Annotated in this window: 11 protein-coding genes; 6 read left to right on the top strand and 5 right to left on the bottom strand. The window is 42.7% G+C overall.

What is annotated here, in order from left to right:
* Positions 1-27 precede the first annotated feature (27 nt).
* Positions 28-1,737, top strand: a complete 1,710-nt coding sequence (locus tag DEO27_RS10820) for a GMC oxidoreductase (protein ID WP_112566541.1) — start codon at positions 28-30, stop codon at positions 1,735-1,737.
* 114 nt (positions 1,738-1,851) lie between these two features.
* Positions 1,852-2,568 (top strand): ThuA domain-containing protein, encoded by a 717-nt coding sequence (locus tag DEO27_RS10815; RefSeq protein ID WP_112566544.1) that lies wholly within the window; start codon positions 1,852-1,854, stop codon positions 2,566-2,568.
* A 96-nt stretch (positions 2,569-2,664) separates the two neighbouring features.
* Here the strand turns inward: DEO27_RS10815 and DEO27_RS10810 are convergent, their stop codons facing one another.
* From DEO27_RS10810 to DEO27_RS10800, 3 genes are all read right to left on the bottom strand, one after another.
* Positions 2,665-4,149, bottom strand: coding sequence for a RagB/SusD family nutrient uptake outer membrane protein (locus DEO27_RS10810; protein WP_190295376.1), 1,485 nt, complete (start codon positions 4,147-4,149; stop codon positions 2,665-2,667).
* 10 nt (positions 4,150-4,159) lie between these two features.
* A complete protein-coding gene (locus DEO27_RS10805) occupies positions 4,160-7,459 on the bottom strand; it encodes a TonB-dependent receptor (protein WP_190295375.1) in 3,300 nt (1,099 codons plus the stop codon).
* A 187-nt stretch (positions 7,460-7,646) separates the two neighbouring features.
* A complete protein-coding gene (locus DEO27_RS10800) occupies positions 7,647-8,789 on the bottom strand; it encodes a FecR family protein (RefSeq protein ID WP_112566553.1) in 1,143 nt (380 codons plus the stop codon).
* 155 nt (positions 8,790-8,944) lie between these two features.
* Here DEO27_RS10800 and DEO27_RS10795 point away from each other — a divergent pair, with 155 nt between their 5' ends.
* Positions 8,945-9,532, top strand: a complete 588-nt coding sequence (locus DEO27_RS10795; RefSeq protein WP_112566556.1) for an RNA polymerase sigma-70 factor — start codon at positions 8,945-8,947, stop codon at positions 9,530-9,532.
* A gap of 85 nt (positions 9,533-9,617) precedes the next feature.
* A complete protein-coding gene (locus DEO27_RS10790; RefSeq protein ID WP_190295374.1) occupies positions 9,618-11,465 on the top strand; it encodes a right-handed parallel beta-helix repeat-containing protein in 1,848 nt (615 codons plus the stop codon).
* A gap of 21 nt (positions 11,466-11,486) precedes the next feature.
* On the opposite strand, the gene DEO27_RS10785 is transcribed toward DEO27_RS10790, so the two are convergent.
* Positions 11,487-11,996, bottom strand: coding sequence for a class I SAM-dependent methyltransferase (locus DEO27_RS10785; protein WP_112566567.1), 510 nt, complete (start codon positions 11,994-11,996; stop codon positions 11,487-11,489).
* Positions 11,997-12,000: 4 nt separating this feature from the next.
* Positions 12,001-12,396: a hypothetical protein gene (locus tag DEO27_RS10780; protein ID WP_146749952.1), complete on the bottom strand. Its 396-nt coding sequence runs from the start codon at positions 12,394-12,396 to the stop codon at positions 12,001-12,003.
* A gap of 168 nt (positions 12,397-12,564) precedes the next feature.
* On the opposite strand from DEO27_RS10780, the gene DEO27_RS10775 reads away from it, so the two are divergent.
* Together DEO27_RS10775 and DEO27_RS10770 are read left to right on the top strand one after the other, a co-directional pair.
* Positions 12,565-15,576, top strand: a complete 3,012-nt coding sequence (locus DEO27_RS10775) for a glycosyl hydrolase (RefSeq protein ID WP_112566574.1) — start codon at positions 12,565-12,567, stop codon at positions 15,574-15,576.
* 370 nt (positions 15,577-15,946) lie between these two features.
* Positions 15,947-16,477: an RNA polymerase sigma factor gene (locus DEO27_RS10770; protein WP_112566577.1), complete on the top strand. Its 531-nt coding sequence runs from the start codon at positions 15,947-15,949 to the stop codon at positions 16,475-16,477.
* Positions 16,478-16,487 lie beyond the last annotated feature (10 nt).

The raw sequence follows: 16,487 nt of genomic DNA, 5'->3' as shown, positions 1-16,487 counted from the left end.
ATCCAATTTCAAACCAATTTATAAACTATGCCATTAAGTAACATAAACGGCAAGGCCAAAGCTGGCAATACTTATGATGCCATTGTAATAGGCTCGGGTATCAGCGGTGGCTGGGCAGCTAAAGAATTAAGCGAACTCGGTTTAAAAACTATCATGCTTGAACGCGGCCGCAACTTTGAGCACATCAAAGATTATAAAACCGCCAGTAAGGATCCCTGGGACTTTCATCATGCCGGAAGGCCAACCCAGGCCGAGCGTAAACAACGCCCGGTAATTTCCCGTGGTTGGGGCGCTACTGAACCTATCATGGATTATTGGACCGACGAGCAAGCCGCTCCATATACCGAGATCAAGCCTTTTAACTGGTGGCGTTCATACCAGCTCGGCGGCCGTTCTATTTTATGGGGAAGGCAGAGTTACCGCTGGAGTGATTTTGATTTTGAAGCTAACGCTAAAGATGGCTGGGCTATTGACTGGCCTATCCGTTATAAAGATCTTGCCCCATGGTATGATCATGTAGAAAAGTTTGCAGGCATCAGCGGCTCTTTAGAAGGCTTACCACAATTGCCTGACGGGCATTATTTACCGCCGATGGATATGAACGTGGTTGAAAAGGATGTAGCTGCACGCATCAAAAAGAACTATAACGGCACCAGGCATATGATCATCGGTCGTTCGGCTAATTTAACAGCCGCCATTCCCGGCCGTACGGCTTGCCAGTTCAGAAACAGGTGCTGGGAGGGTTGTCCTTTTGGTGGATACTTCAGTACGCAATCATCAACACTGCCTGCTGCTTTAGCTACCGGGAACTTAACGGTAAGGCCATATTCTATAGTTACTAAAATACTATATGATAAAGACACGAAAAAGGCCAAAGGAGTTGAGGTGCTTGATGCGGAAACCAATCAAACCTATGAGTATTATTCAAAAATAGTTTTCGTTAATGCCTCTGCCCTCAATAGTGCCTGGGTATTGATGAATTCGGCTACAGATATCTGGCCTGATGGCTTAGGTAGCAGTAGTGGCGAGCTTGGTCACAACATTATGGATCATCATTATAACCTTGGCGCAAGCGGACTGGTTGAAGGTTTTGAGGATAAATATTATTATGGTCGCCGGGCAAATGGTATTTATGTAGTCCGTTTTGCCAACCTCTTTGGTGATAAACGTGATTATCTTCGTGGCTTCGGTTACCAGGGCGCGGCAAGCCGTATGGGCTGGAACCGTGAAATTGCCGAATACAATATTGGAGCCCAATACAAGGACGCGCTTACAGAACCAGGGCCATGGACAATTGGTATTGGTGGTTTTGGCGAGTTGCTGCCTTATCACGAAAATAAAATCACCCTTGATAAAACACGTAAGGATAAATGGGGGTTACCAATATTAGCGATGGACGCGGAGATAAAGGATAACGAAAAGAAAATGCGGGTTGATATCATTAAAGAAGCCAAAGCTATGCTGGAAAGTGCCGGTGTGAAAAACATTGAAACGCACGACCGAGGTCATCATGTTGGCGATGGCATCCACGAGATGGGGACAGCACGTATGGGCCGTGATCCTAAAACCTCAGTGCTTAATGGCAATAACCAGGTTTGGGATGCCAAAAACGTTTTCGTTACCGATGGTGCTGCCATGACCTCGTCGGCTTGTCAAAATCCGTCGTTAACTTATATGGCTATGACGGCCCGTGCTGCTCATTTCGCTGTAGATGAATTAAAGAAGGGAAATATATAATTTGGTGGGTGGTGAGTAGTTGAATGGGTGAGTGGGGCCATTTCTGTTTCATTCCCTTAATCAACTGCTTAATTAGTCAACTTAATCAACCATTCACTGTAAAAAGTAAAACAAATGAAAAAACTAATCACCATATGCCTGTTGATAGGCGCATCGATAAGCCAGGTAATTGCAAAGGACAAAGTACTTGTATTTTGCAAAACGGCTGGTTTTCATCATAACTCTATAGCGGTAGGGGTACCTGCCATTATGAAATTAGGTCAGGAAAACAATTTTGATGTGGATAGCACCACCGACGCTACAAAATTTACTGCCGGTAACCTGAAGCAGTACAAAGCTGTAATATTTTTAAGTACCACCGGCGATGTCTTGAACGATACACAACAGGCAGCCTTTGAACAATATATTAAAGGCGGCGGCGGTTTTGTTGGGGTGCATGCCGCTACAGATACTGAATATGACTGGCCATGGTATGGTAAATTGGTTGGCGCCTATTTTAAAAGTCACCCCAAACAACAGGATGCTACTTTAAACGTAGTTGACCGTAATTTTATCGCTACCAAACATTTGCCGCAAACCTGGAAACGCTGGGACGAATGGTATAACTATAAATGGATAGGTGACGACCTACACGTATTGATCAAGATAGATGAAAAAAGCTACACCGGCGGCGAGAATGGCGACAATCATCCAATGGCATGGTATCATAACTTTGACGGGGGAAGGGCCTTTTATACAGAATTAGGCCACACAGATGAATCATACGCCGATCCGTTATATTTGAAACATTTGCTTGGCGGAATCAAGTACGCGATGGGATGGAAGAAGTAATTGCCTGAATCAGGATTTTAAGGATTCAAGAATTAACAACAAAAAAAACGCCTTACGGGCTAAATCCGTAAGGCGTTTTTTTATTACCGCTCCTTATTAATATCCATCATTCTGGATCAGTGCCGGAGCGTTTCTGTCAACCTCTGATTGTGGCAGCGGCCAAAAATCAAAGTTGTCTTTATAAATAGTTTTTGTTGCCGGGATCAGCGGATTTTGAATGAAACCGTTCAACTTATCTTTGGCTATGCCCCAGCGTCGCATATCAAAATAACGGAAGCCTTCCAATGCCAATTCTACACGACGCTCATGCCTTATCTTTGCTCTCATATCAGCCTGAGATAAACCGGCAGCAAGCGCGGGCATATTTACGCCCGGACGCGCCCTTACTTCGTTGATTTGTTTGTAAACACTTGCGTCGGGACCTGCAGCCTCGTTTTGAGCTTCGGCATACATCAGTTTAACATCGGCAAATCTTATCCATACATAGTCCTGATCATCAAGCAAGCCCGGCTGCGGGTTAACGATCTTAGGATCGAGCCATTTTTTTGATGGATAGAAACCGGCAGTCCAGTTATTAACGCCGGGTTTGCCAACGGTACCGGGATAAGGCCATCCCTGCGCCGGGGTGTCACCTGGAAAAAAGAAGGTCATTTTTTCTCGTGGATCGTTAGCCTCGTATTCATTGATCATATCCTGAGTACCCTGCAAGTCAACATATCCCGGCAATATTAATATCATGGTAAGCGCATCGGGATGCGGAATGGTAGGGGCGCTATATTGTACCGAAAACATAATTTCGGGACTGGTTTGCTGATCAGGCTTGTAAAAGTTTGAGGGATAATTACTGTTGAGTGAAAACAGACCGCCGTCTATAATTGATCTAGCCATCGCCGCGGCATCGGGATACTTCTTTTCAAACAGTAAAACCCGTGCCATCAGGCCCTGAGCAGAGCCTTTAACTGCATGACCGGTGTTAAACTTTTGATTAGGTAATCCCGAGATAGCGTTGTTAAGATCACTCTCAATCAGTTTTAAAACATCCGCCCTTGAGGATTTGCTTACCTTTTGTTTAAAGTCTGAGGTGATAGGATCGGCTGTTAACAAAGGCACATTCCCGTAAGTTTCGGCTAATAAAAAGTAATTGAACGCACGGATAAAGTAAACCTCGCCTTTGTATTGTGTAAGCTTGTCGCCGGTGAGGACTTTATCAACGTTGGCCAAAAAAGTGTTACATGCCGCTATACTTTTATAGGCATTGATATAAAGGCTGTTGCTTCCATCGGCCACAAAGCCACCGCTTGATGGATTAAGACCAGCAACTAATGCCTGTTGCGCGCCGGCCTGGTTGTTTTGTGTGTAGGTGTTATCGCCGAAATTCTCGTACCACATTGGGGCATAGGTAGAGATTTGTCCGCTTCTTGCGTAAAGGGTGCCGTATACGCCGGTGAGCGCCAAATCGGCATCGGCAGGAGTTTTCCAGAAGGTGAGGTTTGATAACTTATCGGGAGGCGTTACATCAAGTTTTTTACATGAAGTAAAACCTGCTAACGCTGCTATAAATATGATGATATATTTTTTCATTGCTAACAAATTAAAATTGAACAGATGCACCAAATGTGAAAGTCCTGTTTTGAGGATAACCGGCAAAGCCATACCAGGCATCGGGCCTGTAGTTGATGTCCTGCCTTTCGGGGTCAGCCCCTTGTTTTAATGGGGTAAATAGGGCAAGGTTATCAACCGAACCAAAAACACGAAGCGTTTTTACCCCTTTAATCATGTTTTGCGGAAAGGTATAACCCACCTGCACATTCTTGATCCGCATAAAGCTTGCGGCATAAAGGTGATAAGTTGACTGTACGCTGGTGATTTTAGGATAACCATAAAAACCCATATAAATTTTAGGCATTGTGGTTGAAGGATTTTGCGGTGTCCAGCGGTTCAGCCAATCGGTAGTTGGCATAGCGCCTTGCGCAAAAGGATCGACGCCCCATTTATACAAGTAAAGCTTATTGCCGTATGAGCCATAAAGCTGCACGCTTGCGTCAAAATTACCCCATGTAGCGCCCATGGTATAGGAATACTCAAACTTAGGGTACTGACCGGGGATAATGCTGCGATCATTAGCATCTACCTTACCATCGCCATTGATATCCTTGTACCTGATATCGCCCGGGGTAGGTACACCGCCAAGGCTTGACTGATCGGGTGCACTATTGATTTCGGCCTGGCTTTGGAAAATACCCTGCATGGTATATAGGTAAAACGAGTTGATAGGGTAGCCGTTCTGCATAATAGTTTGCTGATCCGGGCCGCCAACTTCAGGAGCGCCAAAAGAGAGTACCTTGTTACGATATAGCTGGAAATTTGCTGTAGCATAATAGCTGAACTTTTCAGACGGGCGATCCTGATAATGCAGACTAAACTCTATACCCTTGTTGCTTACCGCGCCATTGTTTACCGTAGGCGCGTTTACACCTAAAGCTAACGGCACCTGAGAATTCCGTAGGATGTCGTAAGTGTATTTATTAAACCAGTCGAAGGTGAACGTAAGTTTATTGTTTAAAGCAACGAGATCAAGACCGATATCTGTCATGCGGGTTGATTCCCAGGTAAGTGCAGGGTCGATGAGCTGATTAGCCTGAAAACCATTGGATATGGTGCCATTGAAAGCGTATACACTTTGTACTAATGTAGGTTGATATGGATAATTACCGATATTCTGGTTACCAAGCCTTCCCCATGATCCCCTGATCTTCAGATCGTTTATCCATGATACGTCTTTTAAGAAATTTTCCTTTGAGATCCTCCATCCGGCAGAGAAAGATTCATATAATCCCCAGCGACTATTGCTTGGCAGGCGTGAGGTGCCGTCATAGCGCATACTGGCTCCTAAAAGGTATTTGTCATCATAGTTGTAGTTGGCGTTACCATAAAACGAACTGATAGCCCATTGTCCTGATGTACCGTTGTTTTTCAGACCATTTAATGACCCTGCATCTATTTCTTCCAAATCATTTGTGGGATAATTGGTGCGGAAGGCGCCAAGGTTACTGAAGTGATCAACTTCCTGCTGTGCGCCACCTAATACAGTAAGGTCATGCTTGCCAAACAGTTTATGAAAGTTCAACTGGCTATAAATTGTTGAATGCGATTCATCCTGTTCTGTCGCGGTAAGGCCCGGCGTACCCACATCGGCGTTGCGATAGTAGGAAAGATCACTGTACAGGTATTGAGGAATAACAGGGGCAAAGGTTTTATACTTTTGAAGGTTAAAGCTTACGCCGGCCCGGTTTTCCCATTTTAGGGCATCAAAGATTTGTACATCAAGAGAGATATTGCCCTGCCCGTAATAGTTAGGATTATGGGTTAATATGGTTGACGACAACACTGGGTTTTTATTGCCGAGTTCCTTATCATAAGCTTTGGTGATCCATAAACCATCCTGTGTTTGAGCCGGATATAGCGGCGATTGGGCAAGCGTTGAAATATAAAGGTCTGTTGCATTATCAAACGGGTAACTACGATCGCCATAACGAAACTGGAAATTGGTTCCTAATGTTACGCGCTTATTGACTTTTGAATTTAAACCCACATCAAGCGTGTACTTTTTATAGTCGAAACCACGCATAGTTCCGGGTTGATTGGTCAAACCTAAACCTATACTATAAGTAGTATTGTCATTGCCGCCGCCCAGGTTAAGGTAATGGTTTTGTACAGTAGCTGTCCTGAACATATCCTTTAGCCAGTCGTGATTTGGATATTTGACCCGGTCGGTAGCATTTTTATACAGGTCGATTTGTGCCTGGGTATAAATAGGCGCGTTACCTGAATTTGCTTCAGCTTCGTTTAACAATTCCATATAGGTAGCAGAATTGGTGATCAGTTTGGGAAGCCGTGTGGGTGTAGCAAACCCGATATTGTAATTATAGCTTAATGCAAGACCACCAGAGCCTTTGCCTTTTTTGGTTTTAATCACCAATACACCATTTGCTCCACGCGAACCATAAATAGTTGCTGCCGCAGCATCTTTAAGGACAGTTGCCGATTCGATGTCATTAGGGTTAATAACACTAAGATCGCCGGGAATGCCGTCAATAATAACCAAAGGGTTGTTACTGGCAGCGCTAAAGGTACCTAATCCGCGAATACGCAGTTGTACGTTTTCGTTACCGGGTTCGGCAGAGTTTTGTATTACCGAAAGGCCAGGTAACTGACCCTGCAAAAGCGACGTAGGGTCGGTCGCGACACGTTTAGTCATATCTTCGCCTTTAACTGATACGATGGCACTGGTTAACGTGTGTTTGCTTTGCGTACTGTAACCGGTAACAACAACTTCGGTAAGGGCCTTTTTATCTTCAACAAGGGTAACATTGATATCGGTTTTATTGCCAACTGATATTTCCTGTTTTACGAAATCTACGAAGCTGAAAATTAATACAGCATTGCCATCGGGAACACTGATGCTATAAGAACCATCGCTTTTACTGGTGGTACCCGTAGCGGTACCCTTTATCTGTATGTTGACTCCCGGTATCGGCAAGCCCTTTTCATCAACAATTTTACCTTTTACGGGTATAGTCACTGGAGCTTCGGGCTCGGGCCTTATTTTTATAGTTATTGTCTTTTTGTTGATGAGGTACATTAGCGGCAAATCGGCAAAAAGCTTATCCAGCGCTTTATCAATACTGGTGTTTTTGATTGAGAGTGATACTGGAGCCGTATTTTTCAGAAGGTCGGCGCTGTAAATAAAATCGTAACCGCTTTGTTGCTGTAAATTAAAAAGCACATCTTCAAGCGGCACTCGTTTTACGTCAACGCTTACCTTCTGCGCGTAAGTAGTGGCACTCACCTGCATTATGACCAGCATAATCAGGGCACACGATAATTTCATAATCCGGATAATTTTGAGCAGGGCATAGTGATGCCGCCTGAACTTTGATTCAGTAAATATTTTATACATTTGAATGTTAGGTTTTAATTAATAATTGGTTGTCGCTCAATTGATCATTGATTACCTGGCACTACACCGGGGGCGGGCCAACGCCTCCGGTCTTTTACCAGATAATCGTAAGTACTTGTTAATTCATTACGATTATCCTCCTTTCTTCAATTTTAAAGTGTATTAATCCAGTTAATTCAAGTCCCTTCAATAATTCATTGATATCTTTATTCATGGAGTATATGCCGCCAAAGGTTTTGCGCGTAACATTGCCCTGGTATTCAACCTCAACATCGTACCAACGTGAGATCTTTCTCATGATGCTCTGGATATCATCGTCCCTGAAAATAAAGTAGCCGGTTTTCCAGGCAATAACCTGGTTTACATTTACTGTTTTAGTGGTAATCTGTTGATCGGGCCCGGCAATACCCTGCTGGCCCGGTATCAACAATGTGGATGTTTTATTATTAGATAGGCTTACCGAACCTTCAAGCAAAGTTGCTTTGATGTCTTTTTCATCTTCGTACGCTGTAACATTAAAATGAGTACCCAGCACTTTCACGTCAGCACCATTGGCATGCACAATAAAAGGAAGATGTTTATTTTTAGTTACCTCAAAATAGGCTTCCCCGGTTAGGGTTACGCTTCTGTCGGCCCCAGTAAATGCCACGGGATATGATAAAGACGATGATGAATTAAGCCAAACCATCGTACCATCGGGTAGCTGTATAGAATATTTTCCGCCTCTTGGTACCGTTACCACATTTTTCGCCGGTTCGCCTGCGGGTTGTGCCGAACCTTCATTGCTGTAAGCTATGAGTCCGTTGGCCAGCTTTTTAACCGATGTTTTACCCGATTTGGCTAATACACCATTTTTTGCATCGTCCAGCGTTATGTTTGATCCGTTGGCCAGCGTGAGGATAGCAGTATTTCTGCCGGGCTTTATTGGCTTAACAAGTGGCCTGCTGGCCGCAATATTATTTTGCGGCTGTTTGGTCTGGAAAATGAAGATGGCTGAAACCAGCAGGACAACCGCAGCTGCAGCCGCCCAACCCCACATCCTGCGATAGTTTCTGTTTTGAGCTTTAGGATTTAATGTTGCACGGATGCGCGCATATATTGCCGAACGTTTCTGCCTGTTTTTAGTATTAAGAGGTAAGCTGCTTTCAGTTTCATGAAACCTGAAGTCATCCTCAAATTCCATAAGGCGTTTTTCCTCCTCAGGGGTACATTGGCCGGCATTAAACTTTTCGTACAGTTTGATGTATTCTTCGGTTGTCATTATTGGTTAGGCCGTATGAGATTGAGGCCGTTGTATATATAGTGTGCTTCTGAAAACGCTAACACACATACTTTAGAAAAAAAAGTATCAATTTAAATTTATGTAACAGCTGCGGTTACAAATGATAAATAATTTTTATTTTTAACGCACCAATCATGACCAATAAACTTACTGACAACGAATTATGGGAGGCTGTTGTCTCAGATAGTTCCAGGGCTTTTGTAGTCCTGTACAATAGGTATTGGCATAAACTTTATCAAACGGCCAAAAAGTATTTGAAGGATGATACCGCTGCCGAGGAGATTGTTCACGATGTTTTTGTGGCACTGTGGCAAAAAAGACATAGCTCAAAGATTATCGATTTTCAGAAGTATATACTGGTGACCGCAAGGTATCACGTATACAAACAGCTTCGGGCAATAGCTGCTGAAAAGGTTGAATTTTATGAGCAAATACCGGAACAACCTGCACTTGCTTTAGTTAGTGAGGCCGACGTTAAGCTTGGATATGAAGACCTGCAAACTGAGTTAACTAACGTACTTAAACAATTGCCGCGCCGCTGCCAGGAAATTTTTTGGCTTAGCCGGGTAGAGAACCTGAGCAACGACGAAATAGCGGAAAGGCTGAATATTTCCAAGCGTACGGTAGAAAACCAGATTACCATCGCGCTGAAGTTCCTGAGATCGTTGTACCCTCACTTCAGTGGCGCAGCGGTATCCCTTCTTTTTATTTTTATCCTGTAGGCAACTAAACCACATTTTTATTTTGTGAAAGCTGTGTGTAAATGTTATGACATCTACACTATATATTAGTAACCTGATATATACCATGAGAAACTTTACAGCAAAATACTTGTTGCTTTCGGGCTTGTTAATGATATGCCATTTGTTAAAAGCTCAGGATAAGCCTGTTGAATATTTGGCATTATCGGCCAGGCATATTTCTCCTGGTCATAAAACCTATTACATCGACCCTGTTAAGGGCAATGACAACAATGCAGGCCTTACCGCTACAAAACCATGGAAAACGTTTAATGGCGTTAATAAGCTTATTTTATCGGCAGGGGACAATGTAAAAGTATTGGCACCCGGTCAATTTCACGAAACACTGTCAATTGTAGCGCATGGAACAAAAGAGAATCCGGTTACCATCACTTTCGCTACCGGTAAATATGATTTTTTTCCTGACGGCGCTTTCAAAACACAGCTTCAGATCTCCAATACCAATGATGTTCCGTATGGATTAAAAGCAATTGCACTCATGGTTGATAGCAGCCGGTTTGTAAATATAACAGGCAATACCTCGCTGATTAATTTAAGGGGTAAAATGATCGAAACTTTTATTAATCATAGCAGAAATATCAGGTTGAGTGGGTTGAATTTCGATTATCACCGGCCAACGGTCTCAGAATTCAAGATCAAGGCGTTAACGGAAAACCATGCGGATGCAATAGTTAATGCCGAATCAGAATATAGCATTAAGGATAGCACATTAACCTGGATAGGCGAGGGCTGGCGTTATCAGCCCGATTCATACTGGCAGCAATATGATCCCGCAACACGCGTGCTGGAAAGGCTGGATATTCCGCAGCAAAACCTGAAGTATGCCGCTCTCAATGCACATCAGATCCGGATATTTTTTAAACAGAATCCCGGGTTTAAAGAAGGCATGATATATCAAAACCGGGACGTTACGCGTGATTGTGCCGGTTTATTTATACAAAAAAGCACCAATGTTAGTTTAGATCACATCCGTATTTACTTTATGCATGGCATGGGCGTGGTAAGCCAGTTTAGTAAAGATTTGAATTTTAATCATGTTGTAGTAAAGGCCAGAGATGGCCGTACTTGTGCTGCTTGGGCCGATATCTTACATTTTTCGGGCTGCAGCGGCAAAATAGAAATTGCCAATTCATACCTGTCGGGAGCCAATGATGATGCCATTAACGTACACGGCACCTTTTTAAAGATAACGGAAAAGCTTTCGCCAACCCAGGTTAAAGTTAAGTTCATGCACGACCAAACTTATGGCTTTGACGCGTTTTCGACCGGTGACAGCATTGGCCTTGTACATCCGGCAAGTTTGCTTACTTATCAAAGTAATAAATTGACCAATGTCAAAAAATTGAACAATAAAGAGTTTCTGCTAACCCTGAGTAAGCCAGTACAAGCTGCTATGGAAACCGGTGACGTGGTTGAAAATATTACGGCCACCCCCGAAGTTTGGATCCATAATAACACCATTGAAAAGATCCCGACAAGAGGGATCCTGGTTACTACAAGAAGAAAAGTACTTATTGAAAATAATATAGTTAACCGCACTCATAACAGCGCCATCATGATTAACGACGATGCTTCAAGTTGGTACGAATCTGGCGCGGTGAAGGACGTTACCATCAGGAACAATGCCTTTTTTGAGTGTGGTGGGCCTGTGATTGGTTTATTGCCGGAAAATAAAGTAACATCTCCAAAACCTGTTCATACCGGCATTAAAATAACAAGTAATAAAGCCACTATAAAAGGCACCCGTTTTTTTGATGCGTCAAGTGCTGGCGGGATAACAATTATTGGTAATCAGATAACATCATCAGGCAATATTAAAGACATCCATAAACTGATCAGCTTAAAAGATTGTAAGGGCGTTAAAATCAATAATAACCGGGTCACAAATCGATAGAGCCTTATCGCAAAGAAATTCCTATTTGAAAGCAAGTGCAGAATAAATCACGCCTCCAAATCTTGAGGGCATTTCTGCCAACTTATCTATTTGATATCCTAACTGACTAAATTCGTGATTTAGTTTTTGATAGGATATAGGATACGGAACCCATGGATTGGCCTTAGTGGCATCATATTCTACAATCAGGAACCGGGGATTACCTTTAAAGGTATGTTCTAACTGGTTGATCAGTTTGGTCTTGTTTGCTACAAAATGAAAAGAGTTTGCCATCAGAATACCATCTAATAGATTGACAGCTATTGGTTCGTTTACAAAATCAGCTTTAATAAAATCTATTTTGATACCATCACTAAAGGCCGGCAAGTGTTGGTTGCTTTTGTCGATAGCTGTAATGTGACTTTCCTGGGGGAGAAGGCTTGCGAGGGCAATGGTAAAGGTACCGCTACCACAGCCCAGATCGGCCCAATGTTGAGGATGATCGCTTGTTAAGCCTTTTTGAATCAGCGATATGGCTTCAGATTGTTGCATGCAACTAAAATTCGTCGGCAGTTGAGCGGCTATCGATGTATGGCGAACTGAAGAAGCTTGCAATCAATAGCTTATGATCAACAATGAAAGTCCACTCCGAGGTTTGATCTTTTTTGTAGGTTACAACATCTTCGCAGCCAAAGGAGTAATTGACATCCAATACGATGCGGAAACTTCCATGGCCTGCCTGCTGATCAAATTTGATCCGGTCAAAATTTAAACGGAGTACTTCGGGCGACCCCTCGGGTCTGAACTCACGCTCAAGCGCGTATTTAAGCTGTTCGTAGTTTGCTGAAAAAGGCTCAAATAAAACATTCAGGAACTTTAATAAGCTTGCAGGTTCATCCCTTAGCTCTTCAAGCTGCCCGTTATGAAGTTTAAATTGTAAGCTGTTCATCATCGATACAAAATTAAAAACAAAAAATTGATTAAATCAAGTAAGAAATGCGGTAGCTTTTCTTCAGTTTTTGTCAAATCAAAAACTACAAATCAAATATCAAATAAGTGCTGTTAAATAAAACGTAATTAAGATAGATTTGAATTACCCATAGTTTATTTACCTTTTAAAATGTACAGACTTTCCACCATCTGGCTTATCGGCCTTTTATGTTTTCAGTTTGTGTCCCAGGCACAGGTGAGCAAATTAAAAATGGGCTTTCTTAATCCGCCCGATAGCGCAAAACCAGGTGTATATTGGTATTTTATGGATGGAAATATGTCGGCGAAATCAATTACGGCCGATCTCGAATCCATGAGAAAAGCAGGCATTAGCAATCTTATCTTTTTAGAGGTAAACGTTGGCATCCCGCGCGGTTCCGTTGATTTTTTAAGCGAAGAGTGGCAAAATATGTTTGCTCACGCAGTGAAGGAAGCCAAACGCCTGGGTATTGAAATAACCCTTGGCATAGGACCTGGGTGGACTGGTAGCGGTGGCCCCTGGGTGCCCATATCTCAATCAATGCAGCATTTAGTAAGCAGTACCATTGTTGTAAAAGGAGGAACAGCGCAACAGATTAAACTATCCCTTCCGCAACCCAAAGCCCCTTATTTTGGAGAAGGCGCGTTTACTCCTGAATTAAAAAAGCAATGGAATGATTTTTATGAAGATGTTGCCGTAATTGCATATCCTACACCCGAAGCAATCCCATCCAAATTAGCTGATATAGATGAAAAAGCTTTGTATTACCGCGCTCCCTATTCATCAGTAAAAGGCGTAAAACAATATCTTCCATACTTGGCCACATATCCGGAAGCTGCCAAAAATACTATAATCGAAAAAAGCAAGATCATTGATTTAACGGGTAAGCTACATGCAGATGGCACGCTTGATTGGAGTGCTCCAAAAGGGAGCTGGACAATCATGCGCCTCGGTAAACGCAACAACGGCGCTATTACCCGTCCGGCACCTGTGCCCGGCCTCGGCTTTGAAGCAGATAAGTTTGATACAGTAGCATTACATGCGCATTTGGAAAATTACATTGGCAAGCTCCTGCAAAAAACCGGAACGCCGGATGTTGTTTCACCGGGAGGCTTAAAAAGATTGCATATTGACAGTTGGGAGATGGGGGCACAAAACTGGACGGGAAACTTCAGGGCCGAATTTATAAAACGAAGAGGTTATGATCCCTTACCTTATTACCCGGTTTATGGGGGGAATGTAGTTGAAAGCAATGAAGTAAGCGAACGTTTTTTGTGGGATTTGCGGCAAACCGCACAGGAATTGGTTTTAGAAAACCACGCGGGCTATGTGAAACGCTATGCACATAAACTCGGGCTTAAATTATCAATCGAACCTTATGATATGAACCCGACGGCAGATCTTGAATTGGGCAATATCGCGGATGTCCCTATGTGCGAGTTCTGGAGCAAGGGATATGGCTTTAACTCATCGTTCAGCTGTATGGAAGCTACTTCTATAGGGCATGTAAATGGAAAATCATTAATTCCAGCCGAGGCCTTTACTGCTCAGGATGATATGTGGAAACAATACCCTGGCTCGATGAAAAACCAGGGTGACTGGGCATTTGCTGCCGGCATTAACCGTTTTGTTTACCACACTTTCCAAAATCAATTTCTGGCCGATTCTTTAAAACCTGGCGCAACAATGGGGCCTTACGGTGTGCATTGGGACAGAAACCAGACTTGGTGGCCAATGGTAAGCGGATATCATGACTATGTATCGCGCTGCCAATATCTGTTGCAGCAGGGACGGGCGGTGGCCGATGTACTCTATCTTACCCCCGAAGGATCTCCGCACGTATTCAGACCGCCATCATCGGCGATGGATGGAGATGCAGTAATTCCTGACAGAAAAGGTTATAATTTTGATGGCTGTTCACCAGGGCAACTTTATAAGGCCACCGTACGAAACGGACGGATCGTGTTTCCGGGAGGTGCAAGTTATAGCTTACTTGTTTTACCGGCTGTGAAAACTATGACGTCGGCGCTGTTGCAAAAAATTACCGAATTGGTAAATGAAGGTGCGGTGGTTGTTGGTTCGCCTCCTTTAAAATCTCCCGGCCTTTCCAACTATCCTACATGTGATGAGGAGCTTACCGCTATGGCAAAAAGACTGTGGGGTAGTTTACAGGAACCGGATCAACAGACAGAACATCGGTTTGGAAAAGGAATAGTTATATGGGGAGGTGATTTGAATAAAAACGTTGACAACCTCTATCCGGCATATGACCTTACTGTCAGCATCCTCAACAAAATGAATATTCAACAGGATTTCACTGCCAACGGGCACTTACGATATACCCATCGTGTAGTTGGTGATGATGACGTATATTTTATATCCAACAGAACTGATCAGCAGGTTGCTACCACAGCGACATTCCGAAGCGCTAACAGCACTATACAACTTTGGGACCCTATGACAGCTAAGCTTAGGGTACTTTCTGAGTACTCAAGAAATGGTGCGCTTATTTCCGTACCGTTGAAATTTGAACCATATCAAAGTTATTTTTTGGTGTTCACCAGGGCTGTATCTGCTGCAGCAAACCATAAAAATTTTGCAGAATACAAAACGATAAAGAAGTTAAGCGGATCGTGGCAGGTAAGTTTTGACCCTAAGTGGGGAGGGCCTGAGTCTGTTAAGTTTGATGAGCTAAGGGATTGGACCCTACGTCCTGAAGATGGCATCAGATACTATTCGGGCATCGCGCTATATCATAAAACATTTGAGTTGCCCGCGAGCATATTGCAGCAAAAAAACAAAAAGATCAGCCTTGATCTGGGCGAAGTAAATAATATGGCAAGGGTAAAGGTAAATGGAAAAATTGTAGGCATATTATGGACTGCACCCTGGCGCATCGACATTAGCGCCGCTGATTTAAAAAGATATAACCAATTGGAAATAGAAGTGGCAAACCTCTGGCCTAACAGGTTAATTGGCGACGAAAAGTTGCCTGACGACGGGATTCAGAATGATGGTGCATGGCCCGAATGGTTAATAAAGGGTATGCCCAGGAAAAGCAAAAGGTTCACGTTTACTACTCATAAATTCTACACGAAAGATTCTCCATTATTAAAATCGGGACTAATTGGCCCGGTTGCCCTTCAGCAAAGTGATTTCTGATAATTAAATAAAATAGGCTCATAAACATTAATACTCTTCTTTCAAATCTGAGTGTGCTTGAGATCCGTTTTTTCATATTTAATTGTTTTTATTACATTAATTACAGCTGTTATCGATTGCTTTTTATGTATCTCCATCTAAACGCTGTATTATTTTACAAGCGCGAGTTTTTACTCCTTTTTGTGCTATAGTCTTTCCCTGCGCACGGGCAAAACACGACTGAATTGATTCGTTAGTTAACCTTTATTTGATAAATACAGAGATTCCTAATATTTTTTTAATAATTGTTGTTTTGACAATAAAAGTTTTTACATTTAGCTTTCTTTAGATAGTCCAACCTATTTAGTTATAAACCGATTAAGACCAATTCATGGAAATTTTGAACGATTCTCAAATTATTGAGCAATTAAAGGCAGGGGACAAGGAGGCCTTTGAAGCAGTATTTAAAAAATACTACAAGTTGCTTAATGTATCAGCTTTCTACATCTTACAGGACGAAATGGAAGCTGAAGACACTGTTCAGGGTTTTTTTGTTGATCTTTGGGAAAAGCAATTATTTACCAATATTAATTCGTCATTAAAAGCATATTTAACTACGGCAATACGTAACCGCTGCCTGAAAAAAGTTGAAAGCGAAACACGCACGCAAAAGAAATTGGTTGACTATAAATATACGCTTACAGAGGTAGAGGAGGAAGAAACGCCTGTACCCCAGATTTACCCGGAGAAAATGCTGGCAGACCTGTCAATGCAGCGGATGCAGGCTTTTACCCTGGTGCATTATGAAAATAAAAAATATAAGGATGCAGCCCTTGAAATGGGTATCAGCATAAACTCTTTGAAAACTCATTTGAAACTGGCCATAAAAACTTTAAAAGAGGGGTTAAAAAGTGCCAAATAAGTTCACCCAT

This window comes from Mucilaginibacter rubeus, assembly GCF_003286415.2.
GTDB classification, from domain to species: domain Bacteria; phylum Bacteroidota; class Bacteroidia; order Sphingobacteriales; family Sphingobacteriaceae; genus Mucilaginibacter; species Mucilaginibacter rubeus_A.
Note: the sequence above shows the minus strand (reverse complement) of the source record. Positions and strands in the feature narration are given on the sequence as shown.

Bases quoted from the DNA above. Each gene is read 5' to 3' on its own strand.
- DEO27_RS10820 (WP_112566541.1), top strand. From the start codon at position 28: ATGCCATTAAGTAACATAAACGGCAAGGCCAAAGCTGGCAATACTTAT.
- DEO27_RS10815 (WP_112566544.1), top strand. From the start codon at position 1,852: ATGAAAAAACTAATCACCATATGCCTGTTGATAGGCGCATCGATAAGC.
- DEO27_RS10810 (WP_190295376.1), bottom strand. From the start codon at position 4,149: ATGAAAAAATATATCATCATATTTATAGCAGCGTTAGCAGGTTTTACT.
- DEO27_RS10805 (WP_190295375.1), bottom strand. From the start codon at position 7,459: ATGAAATTATCGTGTGCCCTGATTATGCTGGTCATAATGCAGGTGAGT.
- DEO27_RS10800 (WP_112566553.1), bottom strand. From the start codon at position 8,789: ATGACAACCGAAGAATACATCAAACTGTACGAAAAGTTTAATGCCGGC.
- DEO27_RS10795 (WP_112566556.1), top strand. From the start codon at position 8,945: ATGACCAATAAACTTACTGACAACGAATTATGGGAGGCTGTTGTCTCA.
- DEO27_RS10790 (WP_190295374.1), top strand. From the start codon at position 9,618: ATGAGAAACTTTACAGCAAAATACTTGTTGCTTTCGGGCTTGTTAATG.
- DEO27_RS10785 (WP_112566567.1), bottom strand. From the start codon at position 11,996: ATGCAACAATCTGAAGCCATATCGCTGATTCAAAAAGGCTTAACAAGC.
- DEO27_RS10780 (WP_146749952.1), bottom strand. From the start codon at position 12,396: ATGATGAACAGCTTACAATTTAAACTTCATAACGGGCAGCTTGAAGAG.
- DEO27_RS10775 (WP_112566574.1), top strand. From the start codon at position 12,565: ATGTACAGACTTTCCACCATCTGGCTTATCGGCCTTTTATGTTTTCAG.
- DEO27_RS10770 (WP_112566577.1), top strand. From the start codon at position 15,947: ATGGAAATTTTGAACGATTCTCAAATTATTGAGCAATTAAAGGCAGGG.